This is a genomic window from Klebsiella sp. 141161 (genome assembly GCF_050600815.1).
In the GTDB taxonomy this organism is placed as follows: domain Bacteria; phylum Pseudomonadota; class Gammaproteobacteria; order Enterobacterales; family Enterobacteriaceae; genus Klebsiella; species Klebsiella aerogenes.
Window position 1 is genome coordinate 261,499 of the sequence record NZ_JAQIRN010000001.1, and the last position, 17,226, is coordinate 278,724.

General features: G+C 55.2%; 17 protein-coding genes and 2 pseudogenes. 7 read left to right on the top strand and 12 right to left on the bottom strand.

The window, feature by feature from the left end:
• Position 1: 1 nt before the first annotated feature.
• Positions 2–1,117: a branched-chain amino acid ABC transporter substrate-binding protein gene (locus PGR79_RS01310; protein WP_015366474.1), complete on the bottom strand. Its 1,116-nt coding sequence runs from the start codon at positions 1,115–1,117 to the stop codon at positions 2–4.
• A 561-nt stretch (positions 1,118–1,678) separates the two neighbouring features.
• Here PGR79_RS01310 and PGR79_RS01315 point away from each other — a divergent pair.
• Both PGR79_RS01315 and PGR79_RS01320 read left to right on the top strand, forming a co-directional pair.
• On the top strand, positions 1,679–1,957 hold the full coding sequence (locus PGR79_RS01315) for a hypothetical protein (protein ID WP_087859583.1): 279 nt from the start codon (positions 1,679–1,681) through the stop codon (positions 1,955–1,957).
• Between the two features lie 53 nt (positions 1,958–2,010).
• A complete protein-coding gene (locus tag PGR79_RS01320; protein ID WP_045382390.1) occupies positions 2,011–2,196 on the top strand; it encodes a hypothetical protein in 186 nt (61 codons plus the stop codon).
• Positions 2,197–2,209: 13 nt separating this feature from the next.
• Here PGR79_RS01320 and PGR79_RS01325 read toward each other — a convergent pair whose 3' ends face one another.
• Positions 2,210–2,518: a monooxygenase gene (locus PGR79_RS01325; RefSeq protein ID WP_430920902.1), complete on the bottom strand. Its 309-nt coding sequence runs from the start codon at positions 2,516–2,518 to the stop codon at positions 2,210–2,212.
• Between the two features lie 194 nt (positions 2,519–2,712).
• On the opposite strand from PGR79_RS01325, the gene ppk2 reads away from it, so the two are divergent.
• The 3 genes and pseudogenes from ppk2 to PGR79_RS01340 form a co-directional block, all read left to right on the top strand.
• Positions 2,713–3,531 (top strand): polyphosphate kinase 2, encoded by an 819-nt coding sequence (gene ppk2, locus PGR79_RS01330; RefSeq protein WP_430920904.1) that lies wholly within the window; start codon positions 2,713–2,715, stop codon positions 3,529–3,531.
• A 187-nt stretch (positions 3,532–3,718) separates the two neighbouring features.
• Positions 3,719–3,904, top strand: coding sequence for a hypothetical protein (locus PGR79_RS01335; protein ID WP_430920906.1), 186 nt, complete (start codon positions 3,719–3,721; stop codon positions 3,902–3,904).
• Positions 3,905–3,915: 11 nt separating this feature from the next.
• A pseudogene (locus PGR79_RS01340) lies at positions 3,916–4,227 on the top strand (CcdB family protein); the annotation flags it as partial.
• 51 nt (positions 4,228–4,278) lie between these two features.
• Here the strand turns inward: PGR79_RS01340 and fdnI are convergent.
• The 3 genes from fdnI to fdnG are packed head-to-tail and all read right to left on the bottom strand — an operon-like array spanning position 4,279 to position 8,871.
• Positions 4,279–4,935 (bottom strand): formate dehydrogenase-N subunit gamma, encoded by a 657-nt coding sequence (gene fdnI / locus PGR79_RS01345; RefSeq protein ID WP_113373307.1) that lies wholly within the window; start codon positions 4,933–4,935, stop codon positions 4,279–4,281.
• Entirely contained in the window at positions 4,928–5,812 is an 885-nt protein-coding gene (gene fdxH, locus PGR79_RS01350) for a formate dehydrogenase subunit beta (RefSeq protein ID WP_395226283.1), read from the bottom strand. Before fdxH ends, fdnI begins: the two co-directional genes overlap by 8 nt.
• A gap of 11 nt (positions 5,813–5,823) precedes the next feature.
• Entirely contained in the window at positions 5,824–8,871 is a 3,048-nt protein-coding gene (gene fdnG, locus PGR79_RS01355; RefSeq protein ID WP_395226284.1) for a formate dehydrogenase-N subunit alpha, read from the bottom strand.
• A 224-nt stretch (positions 8,872–9,095) separates the two neighbouring features.
• On the opposite strand from fdnG, the gene yddG reads away from it, so the two are divergent.
• The gene (gene yddG, locus PGR79_RS01360) at positions 9,096–9,974 is read left to right on the top strand and encodes an aromatic amino acid DMT transporter YddG (protein ID WP_087859576.1); all 879 of its coding nucleotides are present in this window, start codon (positions 9,096–9,098) and stop codon (positions 9,972–9,974) included.
• On the opposite strand, the gene PGR79_RS01365 is transcribed toward yddG, so the two are convergent.
• The 7 genes and pseudogenes from PGR79_RS01365 to PGR79_RS01395 all read right to left on the bottom strand — a co-directional run bounded on the left by PGR79_RS01365 (position 9,971) and on the right by PGR79_RS01395 (position 16,219).
• Complete coding sequence (locus PGR79_RS01365; protein ID WP_271032596.1) at positions 9,971–10,744, bottom strand: 1,6-dihydroxycyclohexa-2,4-diene-1-carboxylate dehydrogenase; 774 nt, start codon at positions 10,742–10,744, stop codon at positions 9,971–9,973. The two genes, yddG and PGR79_RS01365, sit on opposite strands and share 4 nt — an antisense overlap.
• 9 nt (positions 10,745–10,753) lie before the next feature.
• A complete protein-coding gene (gene benC / locus PGR79_RS01370; RefSeq protein WP_395226285.1) occupies positions 10,754–11,770 on the bottom strand; it encodes a benzoate 1,2-dioxygenase electron transfer component BenC in 1,017 nt (338 codons plus the stop codon).
• 9 nt (positions 11,771–11,779) lie between these two features.
• On the bottom strand, positions 11,780–12,265 hold the full coding sequence (gene benB / locus PGR79_RS01375; protein WP_087859573.1) for a benzoate 1,2-dioxygenase small subunit: 486 nt from the start codon (positions 12,263–12,265) through the stop codon (positions 11,780–11,782).
• Positions 12,265–13,647, bottom strand: a complete 1,383-nt coding sequence (locus PGR79_RS01380; protein ID WP_395226286.1) for a Rieske 2Fe-2S domain-containing protein — start codon at positions 13,645–13,647, stop codon at positions 12,265–12,267. Before PGR79_RS01380 ends, benB begins: the two co-directional genes overlap by 1 nt.
• Before the next feature lie 111 nt (positions 13,648–13,758).
• On the bottom strand, positions 13,759–14,685 hold the full coding sequence (catA, locus tag PGR79_RS01385; RefSeq protein WP_087859571.1) for a catechol 1,2-dioxygenase: 927 nt from the start codon (positions 14,683–14,685) through the stop codon (positions 13,759–13,761).
• Positions 14,686–14,753: 68 nt separating this feature from the next.
• Complete coding sequence (catC, locus tag PGR79_RS01390) at positions 14,754–15,044, bottom strand: muconolactone Delta-isomerase (protein ID WP_015366454.1); 291 nt, start codon at positions 15,042–15,044, stop codon at positions 14,754–14,756.
• A 12-nt stretch (positions 15,045–15,056) separates the two neighbouring features.
• Positions 15,057–16,219: pseudogene (locus PGR79_RS01395) on the bottom strand (muconate cycloisomerase family protein).
• Between the two features lie 170 nt (positions 16,220–16,389).
• Between PGR79_RS01395 and PGR79_RS01400 the strand changes: the two are divergent.
• Positions 16,390–17,226: an IclR family transcriptional regulator domain-containing protein gene (locus tag PGR79_RS01400; RefSeq protein ID WP_430915095.1), complete on the top strand. Its 837-nt coding sequence runs from the start codon at positions 16,390–16,392 to the stop codon at positions 17,224–17,226.

Below are 17,226 nucleotides of genomic sequence, written 5' to 3' on the forward strand. Positions count from 1 at the left end.
GTTACAGCTGATGATATTTGCCTTTATCATCCCATTGATAAACCACGTAATCCGATACTTTCAGGTCGCCTTTGCCGTCCCAGGCTTTTTTACCCATCACGGTATCGACGCTGTGGTTTTTCAACCATTCGCTGGCTTTGGCATTATCGGTACCGGCAGCGTTATAGGCCGCGGCGATAGCCTGGATTGAAGCATAGGCGTAAAGGGTATAGCCCTCCGGTTCAAAACCGCTGGCGCGGAATTTGTCGATCACCGCTTTACCTTCAGGAATGGTGCGCGGATCTTTACCGAAGGTCATTAACACGCCATTGGTAAACTGCGGCCCGCCCGCGGCGGTAACCAACTCTTCGGTCACCACGCAGTCGCCGGAGAAGAACTTAGCCTGGACGCCCTGCTCGCGCATCTGGCGCACCAGCGGGCCGGCTTCCGGATGGCAGCCGCCAAAATAAACCACATCCGGTTTCAGGGCGCCGATTTTGGTTACCAGGGCATTAAAGTCTTTTTCCCCGCGGGATAAGCCTTCATACAACACCTCTTTCGTCCCGCGTTTAGCCAGCGCCGCGCGCGTCGCGTCGGCTAATCCCTGACCGTAGGTGTCTTTATCGTGAATGACGGCGATCTTCTTCGCCTTCAGCACATCCAGCATGTAGTTGGCGGCAATCACCCCTTGCTGGTCATCGCGCCCGCACATGCGGAACATATCTTTCATTCCGCGTTCGGTGATTTGCGGATTGGTGGAACCCGGCGTGATGGTCAGGATCCCGGCTTCGTCATAGACCTCGGAGGCGGGCATTGTCGAGGAAGAGCAGAAGTGGCCCACCACCGCCGAGACGCCGGAGTCGTCAACCAGGCGGTTAGCCACCGCCACCGCCTGCTTGGGTTCACAGGCATCATCGCCCTGCACCAGCACAATTTTTTCGCCTTTAATTCCCCCAGCGGCATTAATATCAGCCGCCGCCTGCGATGCCCCTTTCCAGTATTGGGCGCCATAGGTCGCATTCGGCCCGGTAAAGGGGCCGGCCACGCCAATCTTCACATCCGCCTGTGCGTAAAATGCCGCGCTCAAACAACCTGCTATTGCAAAATGCAGAGTCAACTTTTTAAGTTTTAAAGACATTCGGATAGTCCTCAGCGATATCGAACAGACGCCATAAACTGGCGCAGTAAAAACCACTTACAGCGTAACGTGCCAATGCTGGAATAAGCCGTAGCGGCTTCGGTAGATAAAGCAAAAAACCCGCCAGGAAGAGAGGTATCGCCAGATCGATTACTAATAGTCGCGTAGCGTGACCGCAATCGGTACCACCCGGCAATGCGCCAGTCTTTACAGGTCAGGAGGTCTGTTGCCGTCACGTGGCCTGCCGGGAACGCTGGTGTCCATACCGACAGTGAGCTAAACATAGAACGACTTTAGCAACCTTGCGCACCGGGCTGGTGCAAAAGTGCGGAGATGATCAAAACTAGTGAAAATTTTGCTGCATTAATGTGAAATTAAAGACAAGGACATGGGGAATGCTCGGTAATACAAGTAGCTACCATAAAGAATTACCGAGGAGTAGCAACTTTATACTAGCAGAGGGCGATTACGCTTTGAAACATTAACTTCTTTTACGTATTATCTTAAACCTTGCTCTTTTTACCTGCCGCCGTGGCGGGTTTCGTCTCATGGATGAAATTTATGACTTTAAAAAAATTAATTATTATCGCCATCAGCGCGCTTTCTATTAACGCTAGCGCCTTCGCGGCGGGCAGTCTCGCCGACCAGTTACACTATACGCCGCCGGAACCGGCAGACCTTGCCGCTAATCCACAGACAGAATCGCCTGAATCGAAAACGGAACAACCAAAATTAACGATGACTCCCGACGTTAATGCCTACACCTATTACAACGAAAAGGTGAATCCTGTCACCAATGATATTGACCGTATTGAACAAGGCGGCGTCGTTGAATTCTGATTTATACCGGCGCAGCGTTCGCGCCGGTAAACATTGACCACGGAGTATTCGCCATGATGAAGGATTATCTGATCATTGCCTGGATTACTATTGTCGCCTGCTGGCCCATTACGTTACCGGTGTTAGCCGTGGTCGCGGGAATACTTTTCTATTCCCGCCATCGCGTGGCGGGAATCGTGGTATCCGGGCTGTTTATCCTCGAAGCCGTGGCGGCCTGGCAGTTTGAACGCTATATGTAACCACGGTCTCATTTTAATTGAGCGGCCCGTGGTTAATCTGGCTTAGCGGTAAATTGACGTCGAAAATTTTGTAGAACATCTCCTGCACGCCAAATTGCTGCAGGCGGGCGGCGTGTTTTTTCGCATAAGCCTGCGCGCTTTGTTCATCTTCAAACAGATATATGCCACCGGCTTCCTGCGTAACGCTATTCTCCGTCCAGATCTTCCAGATAAAACCGGGCTCGTGGTTAATAGATTGCGCGAGTTCGGCTAATTGCGTCGACATTTCATCGCCAAACGGGCCGCTAAAAGCAAAGTGCACTTGCAGAAGTTTATTCGACATACTCTCTCCCTGAATGATTTTAGTAAATTGACGAGACTATCCTACCCGATTCCTGATTAAGCAACAGTGAGTTGATGCGCTTAATGGCTATCTTGCGCCCTCCACTGGATGAGAAGTTTTCCGCCGCTTTGCCTGGGTCTGATTACACTTTAAACAGCGACCTGCCTTTCAGGCCACCACGCATGAGGACAGCCATGGGAAACAAAAAGAACACCGTTGCGCCCGTCATACCCGCCAAAACGGAGCCGTTAAGCGAGAAAGCGTATCAGCAGGCGTTACGTAAACTGCACGTCGAGTTGGTCAAGCTACAGCGGTGGGTCGTGCATAAAGGGCTTAAGGTATGCATCGTATTCGAGGGACGCGATGGCGCCGGCAAAGGCGGCACCATCAAAGCGATAACCGAACGCGTCAGCCCGCGGGTTTTCCGCGTTGTCGCCCTTCCCGCGCCAACCGAGCGCGAACGCAGCCAGCTCTATTTTCAGCGTTATATCAAACATCTTCCCGCCGCCGGCGAGATAGTGATTTTCGATCGCAGCTGGTACAACCGGGCCGGCGTTGAACGGGTGATGGGATTTTGTACCGAGGAGGAGGTGCAAAAATTCCTCGACGGCGCGCCAATGGTGGAGCGTGGGATGGTCGATTCCGGCATTATTTTACTGAAATACTGGCTGGAGGTGACGCCGCAGGAACAAGAACGGCGCCTGCGCGACCGTATTGATGACGGACGCAAAATCTGGAAACTATCGCCGATGGATATTAAATCTTTCAACCGCTGGGATGATTACACCGCAGCGCGCGATGCGATGTTTGCCGCCACCGATACTGCATGGGCGCCGTGGTTTGTCGCCCGCTCGGAAGATAAAAAACGCGTGCGCCTGAATATTATTACCCACCTGCTTTCGCAGATCCCCTACGAGTCGCTACCAACGGAACACATTACCCTACCGAAACGTAAAATTGGCAAAGTGAAACCGACTCATTTTCCTTTCCGGTTTATTCCTGAGAAATTTTAATGGAATGGTTTTATCACCTTTGCACAGTATTCCCCCTGCGCAAAGGGTTATTACAACAAACGTTAATATTTCATCTGTTGCGTTGCGCTGGAATCCGGCTCGCAAAATAAATATTAAACTTACTGCTGAGGTTTATTTTTATGTGAGTAAAGAGAATAATCACTGAACCACCAGTAAGGAGCCTACGATGAAAAGTAATACGCTACGTAAAAGATGTATTGACGTGCCAGCCCAGAAGGAGTCAGCGCAGGCAGGAAAGGATTTACGAGAAGCCGATAAGCAGCGACAGCATAAGGAATTCATCGCCGCAATGAATGAATTTATTGCAAAAACAGGTACTCTCACAGATGATGAATTTTTCAGGGTACTATGATGCTTGAATAATTCAATGTCTATCGAAATTGTTCTGCGCAAACAAATAACACCCTGCCGTATTATATGATAGTGCAGAATGATTACTATGCTGACCTGGCCACTAGAGTCATTATTCCTTTAATGCGGGCGCGACAGTTACCTCGTTGGCATCAGCATGTCGCCCCAAGGATAAATATAGAGTTTGACAGCTTTTTACTTTGTACGCCGATGATCAGTAATTTAAATAATAAACGAATCCAGCCACAGGATTTCGTCTGTAATCTGAGTTGTGCGCGTCAGGGGGTGATTGATTCAATCGATACACTTATCACTAACTGCTGAATGCCGGGAGCCCGCCCCGATATCACCGGAGCGGGTTTCCCCCGTAAAGGCTTACTTCATTCCCTCACGGCTCTCTTTTTGCGCTTCCAGGCGTTCGACATCGCGATACCAACGCGGGTGATGTTTCTTCGCCCAACGGCGGCTGACCTTACCTTCAATCATGCCTTTAATCGACCCTTTAACCCAGAATGCCATATACATATGGATGAGGATCGCGTGGATCAGGATAATCGCCGAAGTGGCGTGTATCAGCAGGCTGTAACGAATAACCGGTATCGGGAAATATTCCGCAAAATATGGGCGCCAGATAATCACCCCGGTCACCAGCAGCACAAAAATCATGCTCATAATGGTCCAGAACATCATCTTCTGCCCGGCGTTATATTTACCGACGCGCGCGACCTTATGTTCGTTGCCTTTCAGAACCTCCACGATGCCTTTCAGCCAGGGGATATCCTGTTTATCAGGGATATTGTGGTGGACAAAACGCACAAACATAAACATCAGCGCGACAAAAATCAGCACGCCGAAAAACGGATGCAGGATACGCCCCATCTGCGGGGTGCCGAAGGTTTCCGTCAACCATTGTAGCGTCGGGAAGAAAAACGAAATCCCCGACAGCGCCACCAGGAAGAAACAGATAACCACCGTCCAGTGACAGGCGCGGTCGATGAATTTGGTGCGCACTATCATTTTCGATTTACTCATCGTGTTCCTCCTCGTCATCGTCAACTTCCTTGTTCGGCCCGATACCAATGTAGTGATAAATCAGCCCAGCAAAGGTAGCGATAAAGCCCGCTGCCGACAGCGGTTTCAGCGCCCCCTTCCATAGATTGATACTGGTGTCGATCTGCGGCTCCTTCGGCAACTTGTGATACAGCTCCGGCTGGTCGGCATGATGCAGTACGTACATCACATGGGTGCCGCCAACGCCCTGCGGGTTGTAAATCCCGGCATTGGCATAACCGCGCTTTTTCAGCTTATCCACCCGCTCCTGCGCCACTTCCAGCATCTCTTTTTTCGTGCCGAAATGGATAGCGCCGGTAGGACAGGTTTTCACGCAGGCCGGTTCCTGACCGACGCTGACCCTATCCACACACAGCGTGCATTTATAGACCCGGTTATCCTCTTTATTGAGGCGTGGAATATTAAACGGACACCCGGCAATGCAGTAGCCGCAACCAATGCAGTTTTCCTGCTGGAAATCGACGATGCCGTTGGCGTACTGAATAATCGCCCCGGCGGACGGGCAGGCTTTCAGGCAGCCTGGCTCTTCGCAGTGCATACAGCCATCCTTGCGGATAAGCCACTCCAGCTTGCCGTTCTGTTCGGTCTCGCTAAAGCGCATTACCGTCCAGGATTTAGCGCTGAGATCCGCCGGGTTGTCGTACACGCCGACGCAGTGCCCCACTTCATCGCGAATGTCATTCCACTCGGAACAGGCCACCTGGCAGGCTTTACAGCCTACGCAGGAGGAGACATCGATAAGCTTGGCGACTTCCGCCTTATAGTCCCGCGCGCGTGGCGCGGGAGTCATCTGGTTAGTCGCGGAGCGTTTAATAATGTCTTGTGTTTCCATCGCCATTTAATCGCTCCTTACGCTTTCTCGATGTTGACCAAAAACGCCTTATACTCCGGCGTCTGCGAGTTGGAATCGCCGACGTTAGGCGTCAGGGTGTTGGCGATATAGCCTTTACGCGCCACACCTTCAAAGCCCCAGTGCAGCGGGATACCGACGGTTTCTACCTGCTGGCCGTTGACGTTCAGCGTGCGCAGTCGACGGGTCACTACGGCAACCGCGCGAATAAAGCCGCGCTTGCTGCTGACTTTCACCCAGTCACCATTAGCGATACCTTTGCTTTTCGCCAGCCCTTCGCTGATTTCGACAAACTGTTCCGGCTGCGCAATCGCATTGAGCAGCGCGTGCTTGGTCCAGGTATGGAAGTGTTCGGTCAGACGATAGGTAGTACCGACATACGGGAACTTATCCTTCTTACCTAAGCGAATGGCGTCATCTTCGTATAAACGCACCACCGGGCTTGAGACCACATTGGGGTGCAGCGGGTTGGTGCCAAGCGGCGTTTCCATCGGCTCGTAGTGTTCCGGGAACGGCCCTTCCGCCAGTTTATCGAGCGCAAACAGGCGCCCAAGCCCCTCTTGCTGCATAATAAACGGCCCGGTGTTGCTCCCCGGCGGCGCGGTATTGAAGTCCGGAATATCATTACCGACCCACTTACTGCCGTTCCACTGGATCAGCATCCGCTTCGCATCCCACGGCTTGCCGTTAATGTCAGCTGATGCGCGGTTATACAACACGCGGCGATTGAGCGGCCAGGCCCAGGCCCATCCCAGCGTATTGCCAAGCCCAGAAGGATCGGCGTTATCGCGATTCGCCATCTGGTTACCCTGCTCGGTCCAGCAGCCGGTGTAGATCCAGCAAGATGACGCGGTGCTGCCGTCATCGCGCAGTAACGCGAAGCTATTCAGCAACTGTCCTTTTTTCGCCAGCAGCGCCCCATTGCCATCGTAGAGATCCGCCAGCGCGTAGCCGTTGTTCTCTTTTGCAACCTCTTCCGATTCCGGATGATCTGGCTGCTTATAACTCCAGCTCATTTTCAGCAGCGGTTCCGCGCCCTTACCGCCTTCGCGACGGTACAGCTCACGCAAACGGTGATAGATCCCGGCAAGAATTTCGCCATCGTTGCGTGCTTCGCCCGGCGCGTCCTGGCCTTTCCAGTGCCACTGCAGCCAGCGACCGGAGTTGGCGATCGAACCGTCTTCTTCGGCAAAGCAGGTCGATGGCAGACGGAAGACTTCGGTCTGAATCGTAGCCGGGTCGACATCATTGGACTCGCCGTGGTTCTGCCAGAAGGTCGAAGTTTCGGTCACCAGCGGGTCGATAACCACCATATATTTCAGCTTACTGAGGCTACGCACCACTTTGTTTTTGTCCGGGAAGGACGCAACCGGGTTGAAGCCCTGGCAGATATAGCCGGTGACTTTGCCGTTATCCATCATATTGAAGTACTTGATAACGTCGTAAGCCTGATCCCATTTCGGCAACCAGTTGAAGCCCCAGTCGTTCTCTTTCTGCGCCGCATCGCCGTAGAACGATTTCATCAGGCTGACGAAGAATTTCGGGTAGTTGCTCCAGTAGTTCACCTGGTCGGCCAGCGTCGCTTTCGGCGTGTTGGCGCTAAGATAACTTTGCAGATCGCTCTGTTTATCGGACGGTAGTGTCAAATAACCCGGCAGGCTGGTCGACAACAGGCCCAAATCGGTCAGCCCCTGAATATTGGAGTGTCCGCGCAGCGCGTTGACGCCGCCGCCTGCCATACCCATATTGCCGAGCAGCAGCTGGATCATCGCCATGGTGCGGATGTTCTGCGCGCCGACGGTGTGCTGCGTCCAGCCCAGCGCATACAGGAAGGTGGTGGTGCGATCCGCGACGCTGGTTGAAGCCAGTACCTCGCACACTTTGAGGAAGTCTTCTTTCGGCGTACCGCAGATATTTTCGACCACTTCCGGCGTGTAGCGGGAAACGTGCTGCTTGAGCAGATTCCACACGCAGCGCGGATGGGAGAGCGTTTCATCGCGTTTCGCGTAGCCATTTTCATCGAACTGGTAGTTCCAGGACGATTTATCATACTGGCGCTTTTCCGCATCGTAGCCGCTGAACAGGCCATCTTCGAAGGTAAAATCATCCCGTACCAGCAGGCTGGCATTGGTGTAATGCTTTACGTACTCGGCATTGATCTTATTATTTTCGATCAGGTAGCGCAGCACGCCCGACAGGAACGTAATGTCGGTACCGGAACGAATCGGCGCATAGATATCGGCCACCGACGCGGTACGCGTAAAGCGTGGGTCGACAACGATAAGCGTGGCATCGTTATTGTTCTTCGCTTCCATCGCCCAGCGGAATCCCACCGGATGCGCTTCCGCGGCGTTGCCGCCCATCACCATCACGACGTTAGCGTTTTTGATATCAACCCAGTGGTTGGTCATCGCACCGCGACCAAATGTTGGAGCAAGACTTGCTACCGTTGGTCCGTGTCAGACGCGCGCCTGGTTGTCTACCGCCAGCATGCCGAGCGAGCGCACAAATTTTTGCGTCAGCATGCCGGTCTCATTACTCGCCGCCGAGGCGCACAGCATCCCGGTGGAAAGCCAGCGGTTAACCGTCACGCCCTGCTCGTTCTTTTCAATAAAGTTGGCGTCGCGGTCGGCTTTCATCAGTTTGGCGATGCGGTTAAAAGCTTCATCCCAGGAGATGCGCTGCCATTTATCCGAGCCCGGAGCACGGTATTGCGGATAACGCAGGCGATTTTCGCTGTGGACGTAGTCCAGCAGACCGGCGCCTTTCGGGCACAGCGCGCCGCGGCTTACCGGATGATCCGGATCCCCTTCGATATGATAAATCGCTTCTTTGGCGTTTTTCGCGCCGTCGCCCAGGCTATACATTAATAGCCCGCAGCCCACGGAGCAGTAAGTGCAGGTGTTGCGGATCTCTTTTGCGCGCAGCAATTTGAAATTGCGTGCCTGAGCCAGCGCCATTTTTGGGGCGAAGCCCAGTGCGGCAGCTGTTGTTCCGGCCATACCGCCTGCGCAGATTTTAAAAAACTTTCTGCGGCTGACGTCCATTGATTCCTCCATGCAGGATGTGTGTTCATCGCGCGGAGGAAACTAACAGCAATGTCCCTTTTTTTATTGCGTCAAATCAAGGTCGCCAACGCTCGCCCCCTAAAGAGTCAGCGCTAGCGAGTTTGACTAACCCCAAAGAGTTATGCGCTACGGAAAAGATCGACCGCCGGGAGCGAAAAGATGTTATAAATTCTGGCTGCGTGTGAGTCACTATCAGGTTAAACATGGAAAAAAAGAGAGCGACGTCAATCGGCTTCGCCGCCATTATATTATGGAGCACGATGGTCGGTTTGATCCGCGGCGTCAGCGAAGGGCTAGGCGCTGTCGGCGGCGCGGCGATGATTTATAGCCTTAGCGGCCTGCTGCTCATTTTTACCGTCGGCTTTCCCAACCTGCGCCAAATCCCGCGCCGCTATCTGTTGGCCGGCAGCGTGCTGTTTGTTAGCTATGAGATCTGCCTCGCCCTGTCGCTGGGTTTCGCCGCCACCCGCCAGCAGGCCATTGAAGTGGGGATGGTCAATTACCTGTGGCCCAGCCTGACCATTTTATTCGCCATTCTTTTTAACGGTCAGAAAAGCAGCTGGCTGGTGATCCCCGGCTTACTACTGGCGCTGTTCGGCGTGAGCTGGGTGCTCGGCGGCGAGCACGGACTCAACCTCAGTGAAATTATCAATAACGTCATTTCGAGCCCGCTGAGCTACTTTCTGGCATTTATCGGCGCATTTATCTGGGCAGCCTACTGCACGGTGACCGCGAAGTATGCCAAAGGCAAAAATGGCATTACCCTCTTCGTCTTATTAACGGCGCTGACCCTGTGGCTGAAGTTTTTGGCCAGCACGCAGCCGCCGATGCAGTTTAGCTGGCCGGTAGTCATTAAGCTGATTACGGTCTCCGTGGCGCTGGGGCTGGCCTACGCGGCGTGGAACGTTGGCATCCTGCACGGCAACGTCAGCCTGCTGGCGGCGGCCTCGTACTTCACGCCGGTGCTCTCTTCCGCGCTGGCGGCGGTGCTGCTCAGCGCCACGCTCTCATGGTCCTTCTGGCAGGGAGCCGGGATGGTGTGTCTCGGCTCCCTGCTCTGCTGGTATGCCACCCGCCGCTAGCCGAGATCGCCGCCCGCCACCGGTATCGTTACGCCGGTGATATAGCTGGCCTCATCGCTGGCGAGAAACAGGATCGCATTCGCCTGTTCCGCCAGCGTGCCGTAACGATGCATCAGGCTGCTCTCCACCGTCTGATCGACAACCTGCTGATACCACGCCTTTTCCTGCTCGCTCGGCTGCTCATCGTTGCGCGGCGTCAGGCGCGGCGGCGCCTCCGTGCCGCCCGGCGCGACGGCGTTAATCCGAATGCCGCTGCCGCTGTACTCCATAGCAATCGACCGGGTCAGCGCGTTAACGCCGCCTTTCGCCGCCGAGTATGGCACCCGGTTCACCCCTGCCGTCGCCACCGACGAGATATTGACGATGCTGCCTTTCCCCTGCTTCAGCATCCAGGGGAGCGCCGCGCGGCAGCCCCACAAGGTAGGGAACAGCGAACGGCGGATCTCTTTCTCAATTTGTTCTGGCTGATACTCGGCGAAAGGTCGCGCCCAGATGGTGCCGCCGACGTTGTTGATGAGCACGTCGAGCCGGCCGAAATGCGCGACCCCGGCGGCAAACGCCTGTTCGGTACTCTGCCACTGCTCAAGGTCAGCCTCCAGCGCCAGTACCTGGCTTCCGGCCTGGGCTAAAACGGCAGCCAGTTCGTGCACGTAAGGCGAGCGGTCAATCAGCAATAGGGCGGCGCCTTCAGTTGCCGCCTGTTCCGCGGTCTGGCGACCAATGCCCTGCGCCGCGCCGGTAATAGCGACGACTTTATCGGTAAAACGCATCATGCCTCCTTATGCCGCCGCGCTCTGGCTGGCGATAAATTTCTCATACCAGAACCCTGCCGGGGAAATTCCTCTTTCGCGCAGCGCCGTGGCGACCGCATTCACCATCGGCGGCGGTCCGCAAAGATAGATGTCGACGTCGCCGTTATTCAGCATGGCATCGTCAAGATGTTCAGTCACAAAGCCGCGCTGCGGGCAGGAACTGCTTTCATCCGCCACCACCGGCAGCCAGCGATATCCCGTCAGTTGCTGGTTAAACGCATCCAGCGCGTCGGTTTTCACCAGATCGTCGTCACGGGTCACCCCGTACAGTAATGTCACCGAACGCGGGCTACCCTGTGTCTGCAGGGTGTGTAACATGGACAGCAGCGGCGCCAGCCCGGTGCCGCCCGCCAGCATGAGCAGCGGGCGTTCGCCGCTGCGTAAATAGAAGCTGCCCATGGGGCCGCTGAGAGTCAGACGATCTCCGGGCCGTGCCTGCTGGGTTAACCACTGGCTCATCATGCCGCCAGGCACGTTACGGATCAGGAAGCGCCCTTCGAGAGAACCCGGTAGCGAGCTGAATGAGTAGGCGCGCACATGAGGCGTGCCCGGTACCTGAATGTTGATGTACTGCCCCGGTAGAAAAGCCATCGGCTCATCCAGCGCGACCACCAGTTCGATGGCGGTATCGGACAGTAAATTCACCTGTCGCACCTGCGCCCCGGTGTTGGTCAACGCGGTTTTACACTGCGCGGCGGCCACCGGCACATCGATCACACAATCGCTGGTCGGTACCATCTGGCAGGTCAGCACCTGGCGAGCCTGCGCTTCGTCATCGCTTAACGCCTCGTCGAGATAATCTTCACCCAGATCGTATTCACCGCTGGCGCAATGGCATTTGCAGGTTCCGCAAACGCCGTCCGAACAGTCCATCGGCAGGTTTACCTTCTGGCGATAGGCCGCATCCAGTACTTTCTCCCCGGCATGGCATTGAATAAAGCGGGTAATGCCGTCCTCAAAATTAAGAGCAATATTAAAAGTCATAAGCGCCTCTTAAATGTGGTACACGTCGATAACCTGACGGATATAGTCGTTATTCAGGCGTACCGTTTTACGAACGATCTGCGGCCTGCCGTCCTGCTCAATTAGCGTGCAGCAGGTAGAGCCAAAATAGGCATCCGTGTGTTGATAGCGATGGCTCCAGGTGACCCAGTTGTAGCGCACCGCAAGCCCCTCATCGCTCTCGCCCATCAGCTCGACATTGCTGATAATGTGCGTGGTACGCGGCTCCGGCGTGCTGGCGCCGGAACGTTCGGTTTTAATGCGATAGACGCGATCCTCCAGTCCTTCCCGGTTGGGGTAGTAGATAAGGGAAATCTCTTTTTGCGGGTCGCGCGTCAGCTGGTCATCGTCGCCCCATGCCGGCATCCAGTAGACCACCTGCGGGCTGTAACAGCTCAGCCACTCATCCCACTGACGGTCATCTAACAGACGGGCTTCGTAATAGAGAAACTGGCGAACTTGTTCGATATTCAACATCAGGCCACCTCCACGCGCTGGGTAATGGACTGGTCGTAACGCTGCTGTTCCTGTTCCAGCGCCGCCAGCATGACCGTTTGCCAGTGGTGGTGATGAGCGATATACAGCGCTTCATCTTCCGATTTCACCCCGCTTAGCCGCGGCGTAAAGCCCGCGTGCCTGGCGTGTTCATCCGGGCCGTCAACCCAACGTAGCGCGCCGCGGCTGAGGTCGCTCCATGGCAGATTTTCGCCAAGATAGCCGCGCTGACAGGCGCTGAACTCTTCCAGATCGTCCGGCGTCCCCATTCCGCTGACGTTAAAGAAATCCTCGTACTGGCGGATGCGTAACGCCCGCGCCTGGTCGGATTCCCCTTTCGGCGCAAAACACCAGATTGTGACTTCGGTTTTATCGACCGCAATCGGGCGGATCACGCGGATCTGGGTAGAGAACTGATCCATCAGGTAGACGTTGGGATAAAGGCACAGGTTGCGGGTTTCGTTAACCATCTGGTCGGCGCGCAGTTCACCGAACTCCGCCTGCAGACGCTCGCGGTGGGCATAGACCGGGCGCACTTCCGGGTTCAGCGCCCGGGTCCACAGCAACATGTGACCATTGTCAAAACCGTAGCCGCCGCCGACGCTCTTTGACCAACCGTTGGCATCAACCGCATGCGTCCCTTCCGCTTCATAGTTGCGGCGTGACATGGTAGAGGCGTAGTTCCAGTGCACCACGCTGACATGATAACCATCGGCGCCGTTCTCCGCGCCCAGCTTCCAGTTGCCTTCGTAAACATAGCTCGACGAGCCCTTCAGCACTTCCAGCCCTTCCGGCGCCTGATCGACGATCAGATCGATGATTTTGCGGGTTTCGCCGAGATACTCCTCCAGCGGCTGCACGTCCGCATTGAGGCTACCGAATAAGAAGCCGCGGTAAGACTGAAAACGCGGTAGTTTTTGCAAATCGTGAGACCCTTCATGTTTGAAGGTATCGGGATAGGCGCCGGTGTTCTCATCTTTGGCTTTTAATAATTTACCGTTATTGCTGAAGGTCCAGCCGTGGAACGGACAGGTGAACGAATTTTTATTCCCGGTTTTGCGTCGGCATAACATGGCGCCGCGGTGGGCACAGCTATTAATTAATGCATGTAATTCATTCTTTTTATCGCGAGTAATAATAACCGGCTGCCGTCCCAGCGTCAGGGTATAATAGTCTCCCGGTTCGGCAATTTGACTTTCATGGGCAAGAAAAACCCAATTACCTTCGAAGATATGTTTCATTTCAAAATCAAATAACTGCTGATCGGTAAATATAGAACGGTGGCAACGGTAAATATGATTTTCACGGTCGACAATTAACGCGTTGTTAATTTTGTCTTTAAGCGCTGATAGCGTTTTTTGCATGAGTTAACTCCTCCTGCAGGATTCAGGATTAAAGATATTTGGCGAATGTGGTGACTATCGGGTGCAGAGCGCGGCCCGGGCCAGCAGCGTAGCCGGGGCCGCTAAAGCAGATTACTCTTTGGCGCGCAGACGGGTGCCGCGGTGCTCTTCGTCGGGGCTCAGCGCTTTACAGAGGGTGAAATCAAAGCGCACTTCGGTGTGTTCTCCGTCCAGTTCACGCTGTGCAATCGTCTGGCGGTCGCTCACTTTCACCGGGTCGGCAATCAGACCGTCGCGGGTGGCAAAGGCAAAATCATCCCACAGGTATTTGTCGCCGCTGAGGTTGATCTGGCTGGTCAGATGTTTATGGCCCGGCGCGGAGACGAAGAAGTGAATATGCGCCGGACGGTTGCCGTGGCGACCCAGTTGGTCCAGCAGTTTCTGCGTCGGTCCATCCGGCGGACAACCGTAGCCTGACGGCATGATGCTGCGTACGCTGTAACGGCCATCGGCACCGGTGCGGATACGACGACGCAGGTTGTAATCGCTCTGACTCTGATCGAAGAACGAATAATTACCCAGAGTATTGGCATGCCAGATATCAACGATGGCATTAGCGATCGGCTGGCCCTGGCTATCTTTAACCTGGCCGTGCAGCCACATCACTTCGCCGGCATCGGTGCCATCATCCATGCGGGCATGGCTGTCGGCCAGCGGCGCATTGGCTACATACAGCGGCCCTTCGATGGTGCGCGGGGTGCCGGTTTCACGATGTGCCGCCGCGTCGATAGCGTCCTGACGCAGGTCGAGGAAATGCTCAAGGCCTAGCCCTGCCGCCAGCAGCGCCGCTTCCTGGCGCCCACCCAGCTCGTGCAAATAGTTTACCGCGTGCCAGAACTCTTCTTCTGTAACGTTATAGTCATCGATCAGCGTGCAGATATTTTCCAGCAAACGGTGGACAATGGCTTTAAAGCGTTCGTTGCCGCCAGGAACATTTAACCCCGCGCCTTCACGTAATAATTTCTGCACGGCTTCTTGTTGTACGAAAGCATTACTCATAATTATTCTCTCTTATCATTGTAGGATATTTGCCGGGTGCCCCCGGCATGAGGTCGACGTTATTATTATTAGCTATCGTCTTCACGAATAGACGAGGGATGACGGCACAGCGCCTCTACGCGAATATCCATAAATGGATATAACGGCAATCCCATTAAAATTTGATGCAACTCTTCGGCATCTTTTACATCGAAAATGCTGACATTGGCGTAAAGACCGGCGACGCGCCAGATATGTCGCCATTTGCCTTCACGTTGTAATTGTTGCGAATAAGCTTTTTCGCGTTGTTTAATTTCATCCGCCTCGGCGGCAGGAAAACCGATCGGAATATTAACGGTCATATCAACTTTAAATAGCATTATTTTCTCCTGTTATGCTTTACGGGAATAGAAGCGCAGCTTGTCTTCATCCAGCTCCACACCTAGCCCTGGCGTTTGCGGCAACACCACCTGACCGTCGGCAAAGGTCAGCGGTACGCTGACGATATCGTCTTTGAGTAGCAGCGGGCCGAACATCTCGGTTCCCCACTGCAGCGACAATGTCGACCAGGCGTGCAGAGAAGCGACGGTCCCCACGGTCCCTTCCAGCATCGTGCCGCCATACAGGCCAATCCCCGCCGCCTGCGCGACGCGGGCCAGCGCCAGCACGCTATTCGGCCCGCCCGCCTTGGCGATTTTCAGCGCGTAAGCGCCGGTAAAGCCCTGCTGCGCCAGTTGGTAACCATCGTAAGCGGTCGCGACCGCTTCATCCGCCAGAATTGCGGTCTCGATTTGCTGGCTCAGGCGCACCAGTGCGGCATTATCCTGTGCGCTCACCGGCTGTTCGATGAGATCGACCCCCATCGCCGCCAGCTCGCGGCAGCCTTTCGCGCCGGTGGCCGCATCCCAGGCCTGGTTAACGTCAACGCGAATGCTGGCGCGATCGCCTAAGGCTTCGACAATGGCGCGGGTATGGCGGAGGTCGGTGGCTAATTCCCGTGCGCCAATCTTCAGCTTGAATGCCTGATGACGGCGCTCGGCTAACAGCTTTTCCCCTTCGGCAATATCTTTTGCGGTATCGCCGCTGGCTAACGTCCACAACACCGGCAACGACGTTTGCAACGCGCCGCCGAGCAGCGCCGAAACCGGTAGCCCTAAAGCTTTGCCCTGGGCATCAAGGAGCGCGGTTTCAATGGCAGACTTTGCAAAGGTATTGCCTTTAATGGCGCTATTCATCCGCGCCGTAAGCGCATTCAGGTTATCCGCCGGCTGCCCTTTCAGCAGCGGCGTTAGATAGTGGGTCAAGGCCGATGAGATAGCCTCCGGGCTCTCGACGCCGTAGCTCAGTCCGCCGATGGTCGTCGCTTCACCGATACCGCATACGCCATCGGAACGGGTAATGCGCACGATGACCAGCGTCTGGCAGCCCATGGTGGTCATCGATAATTTATGTGGCCGGATAGTCGGTACATCCACTAACCAGCTCTCAATGCGTTCTACGGTCGCAGTCATTTTTTGTTCCTGAAAGATGCATAACTTTTTGTACCCACATCCATAACGGGGATGTCTGTGCTTTGACAATAGGGTCCAGCCTGGCGGATGGTCAACGGCGATAATCGAAATGTTGTGCGATTATCGGCACGCTTGTTAAATTGCGGTTAATAATGTGATCGAGGTGGTAAAACAGGCACAATTCGGCGCGCCCTGGTTTGCGCGCGGTATAGTGATGCCCCGTGAGCTTTTAGTTGCAACGGAGAAAGATGCAATGAGCGACAATACCCACACTACGCTGAGCGCCAGGCAGGCCGAGCACGACCCCAATTTTATGCTGTCTCTCGCCCGCGGGCTGGAAGTGCTCAATGCTTTTACTCCGCAGCGCCAGCGGCTGACCATTTCGCAGTTAAGTCAAAAAACGCAAATTTCCCGCGCGGCGGTGCGCCGCTGCCTGTATACCCTGGCGGCGCTGGGGATGGTGCACAGCCCGGACGGCCGCAGCTATGAACTGCTGCCGCGCGTGCTGGCAGTGGGCCATGCCTATCTGGCGGGAACCCCGCTGGCGAAGGTGGCGCAGACGGCGCTGGACAATCTTGGTAAGACGTTAGGTGAAAGCTGCTCCGCCGCCACCCTTGATGGCGACAACGTGCTGTATATCGCCCGCGCGGCGATCAATAACTTACTGAGCGTCGATCTGGGGCGCGGCAGCCGCCTCCCGGCATGGACGACTTCAATGGGACGGGTATTGCTGAGCGCGCTGCCAGAAGAACAACTTGAAGTGACACTGTCACGAGCACATCTTATGCGCTATACCCCGTATACCCTGTGCGACCCCACGGCATTGCGCGCGGAAATCGCCAAAGTTCGCATGCAGGGCTATGCGCTGGCGGACCGACAAATTGAAGTTGGATTATGCTCGCTCGCGGTACCGCTGCTGTCGCGCAGCGGCCAGGTGGTGGCAGCGCTCAACGTTGGCGTTCCCGCCTCTTCGATGAGCGCCGCGGCGCTGAAGGAGAAAGCCCTGGCGCCGCTGCGTCGCGCGGCGATGGAGCTTTCTCTTCAGCTATGA

Excerpts from the sequence above, each read along its gene's own strand:
- yddG (WP_087859576.1), top strand. The coding sequence starts at position 9,096 with ATGGAAAAAAAGAGAGCGACGTCAATCGGCTTCGCCGCCATTATATTA.
- benB (WP_087859573.1), bottom strand. The coding sequence starts at position 12,265 with ATGTTGAATATCGAACAAGTTCGCCAGTTTCTCTATTACGAAGCCCGT.
- catA (WP_087859571.1), bottom strand. The coding sequence starts at position 14,685 with ATGAGTAATGCTTTCGTACAACAAGAAGCCGTGCAGAAATTATTACGT.
- PGR79_RS01320 (WP_045382390.1), top strand. The coding sequence starts at position 2,011 with ATGATGAAGGATTATCTGATCATTGCCTGGATTACTATTGTCGCCTGC.
- PGR79_RS01310 (WP_015366474.1), bottom strand. The coding sequence starts at position 1,117 with ATGTCTTTAAAACTTAAAAAGTTGACTCTGCATTTTGCAATAGCAGGT.
- fdnI (WP_113373307.1), bottom strand. The coding sequence starts at position 4,935 with ATGAGTAAATCGAAAATGATAGTGCGCACCAAATTCATCGACCGCGCC.
- PGR79_RS01380 (WP_395226286.1), bottom strand. The coding sequence starts at position 13,647 with ATGCAAAAAACGCTATCAGCGCTTAAAGACAAAATTAACAACGCGTTA.
- PGR79_RS01315 (WP_087859583.1), top strand. The coding sequence starts at position 1,679 with ATGACTTTAAAAAAATTAATTATTATCGCCATCAGCGCGCTTTCTATT.
- PGR79_RS01400 (WP_430915095.1), top strand. The coding sequence starts at position 16,390 with ATGCCCCGTGAGCTTTTAGTTGCAACGGAGAAAGATGCAATGAGCGAC.
- benC (WP_395226285.1), bottom strand. The coding sequence starts at position 11,770 with ATGACTTTTAATATTGCTCTTAATTTTGAGGACGGCATTACCCGCTTT.
- ppk2 (WP_430920904.1), top strand. The coding sequence starts at position 2,713 with ATGGGAAACAAAAAGAACACCGTTGCGCCCGTCATACCCGCCAAAACG.
- PGR79_RS01365 (WP_271032596.1), bottom strand. The coding sequence starts at position 10,744 with ATGCGTTTTACCGATAAAGTCGTCGCTATTACCGGCGCGGCGCAGGGC.
- catC (WP_015366454.1), bottom strand. The coding sequence starts at position 15,044 with ATGCTATTTAAAGTTGATATGACCGTTAATATTCCGATCGGTTTTCCT.
- PGR79_RS01335 (WP_430920906.1), top strand. The coding sequence starts at position 3,719 with ATGAAAAGTAATACGCTACGTAAAAGATGTATTGACGTGCCAGCCCAG.
- fdxH (WP_395226283.1), bottom strand. The coding sequence starts at position 5,812 with ATGGCGATGGAAACACAAGACATTATTAAACGCTCCGCGACTAACCAG.
- PGR79_RS01325 (WP_430920902.1), bottom strand. The coding sequence starts at position 2,518 with ATGTCGAATAAACTTCTGCAAGTGCACTTTGCTTTTAGCGGCCCGTTT.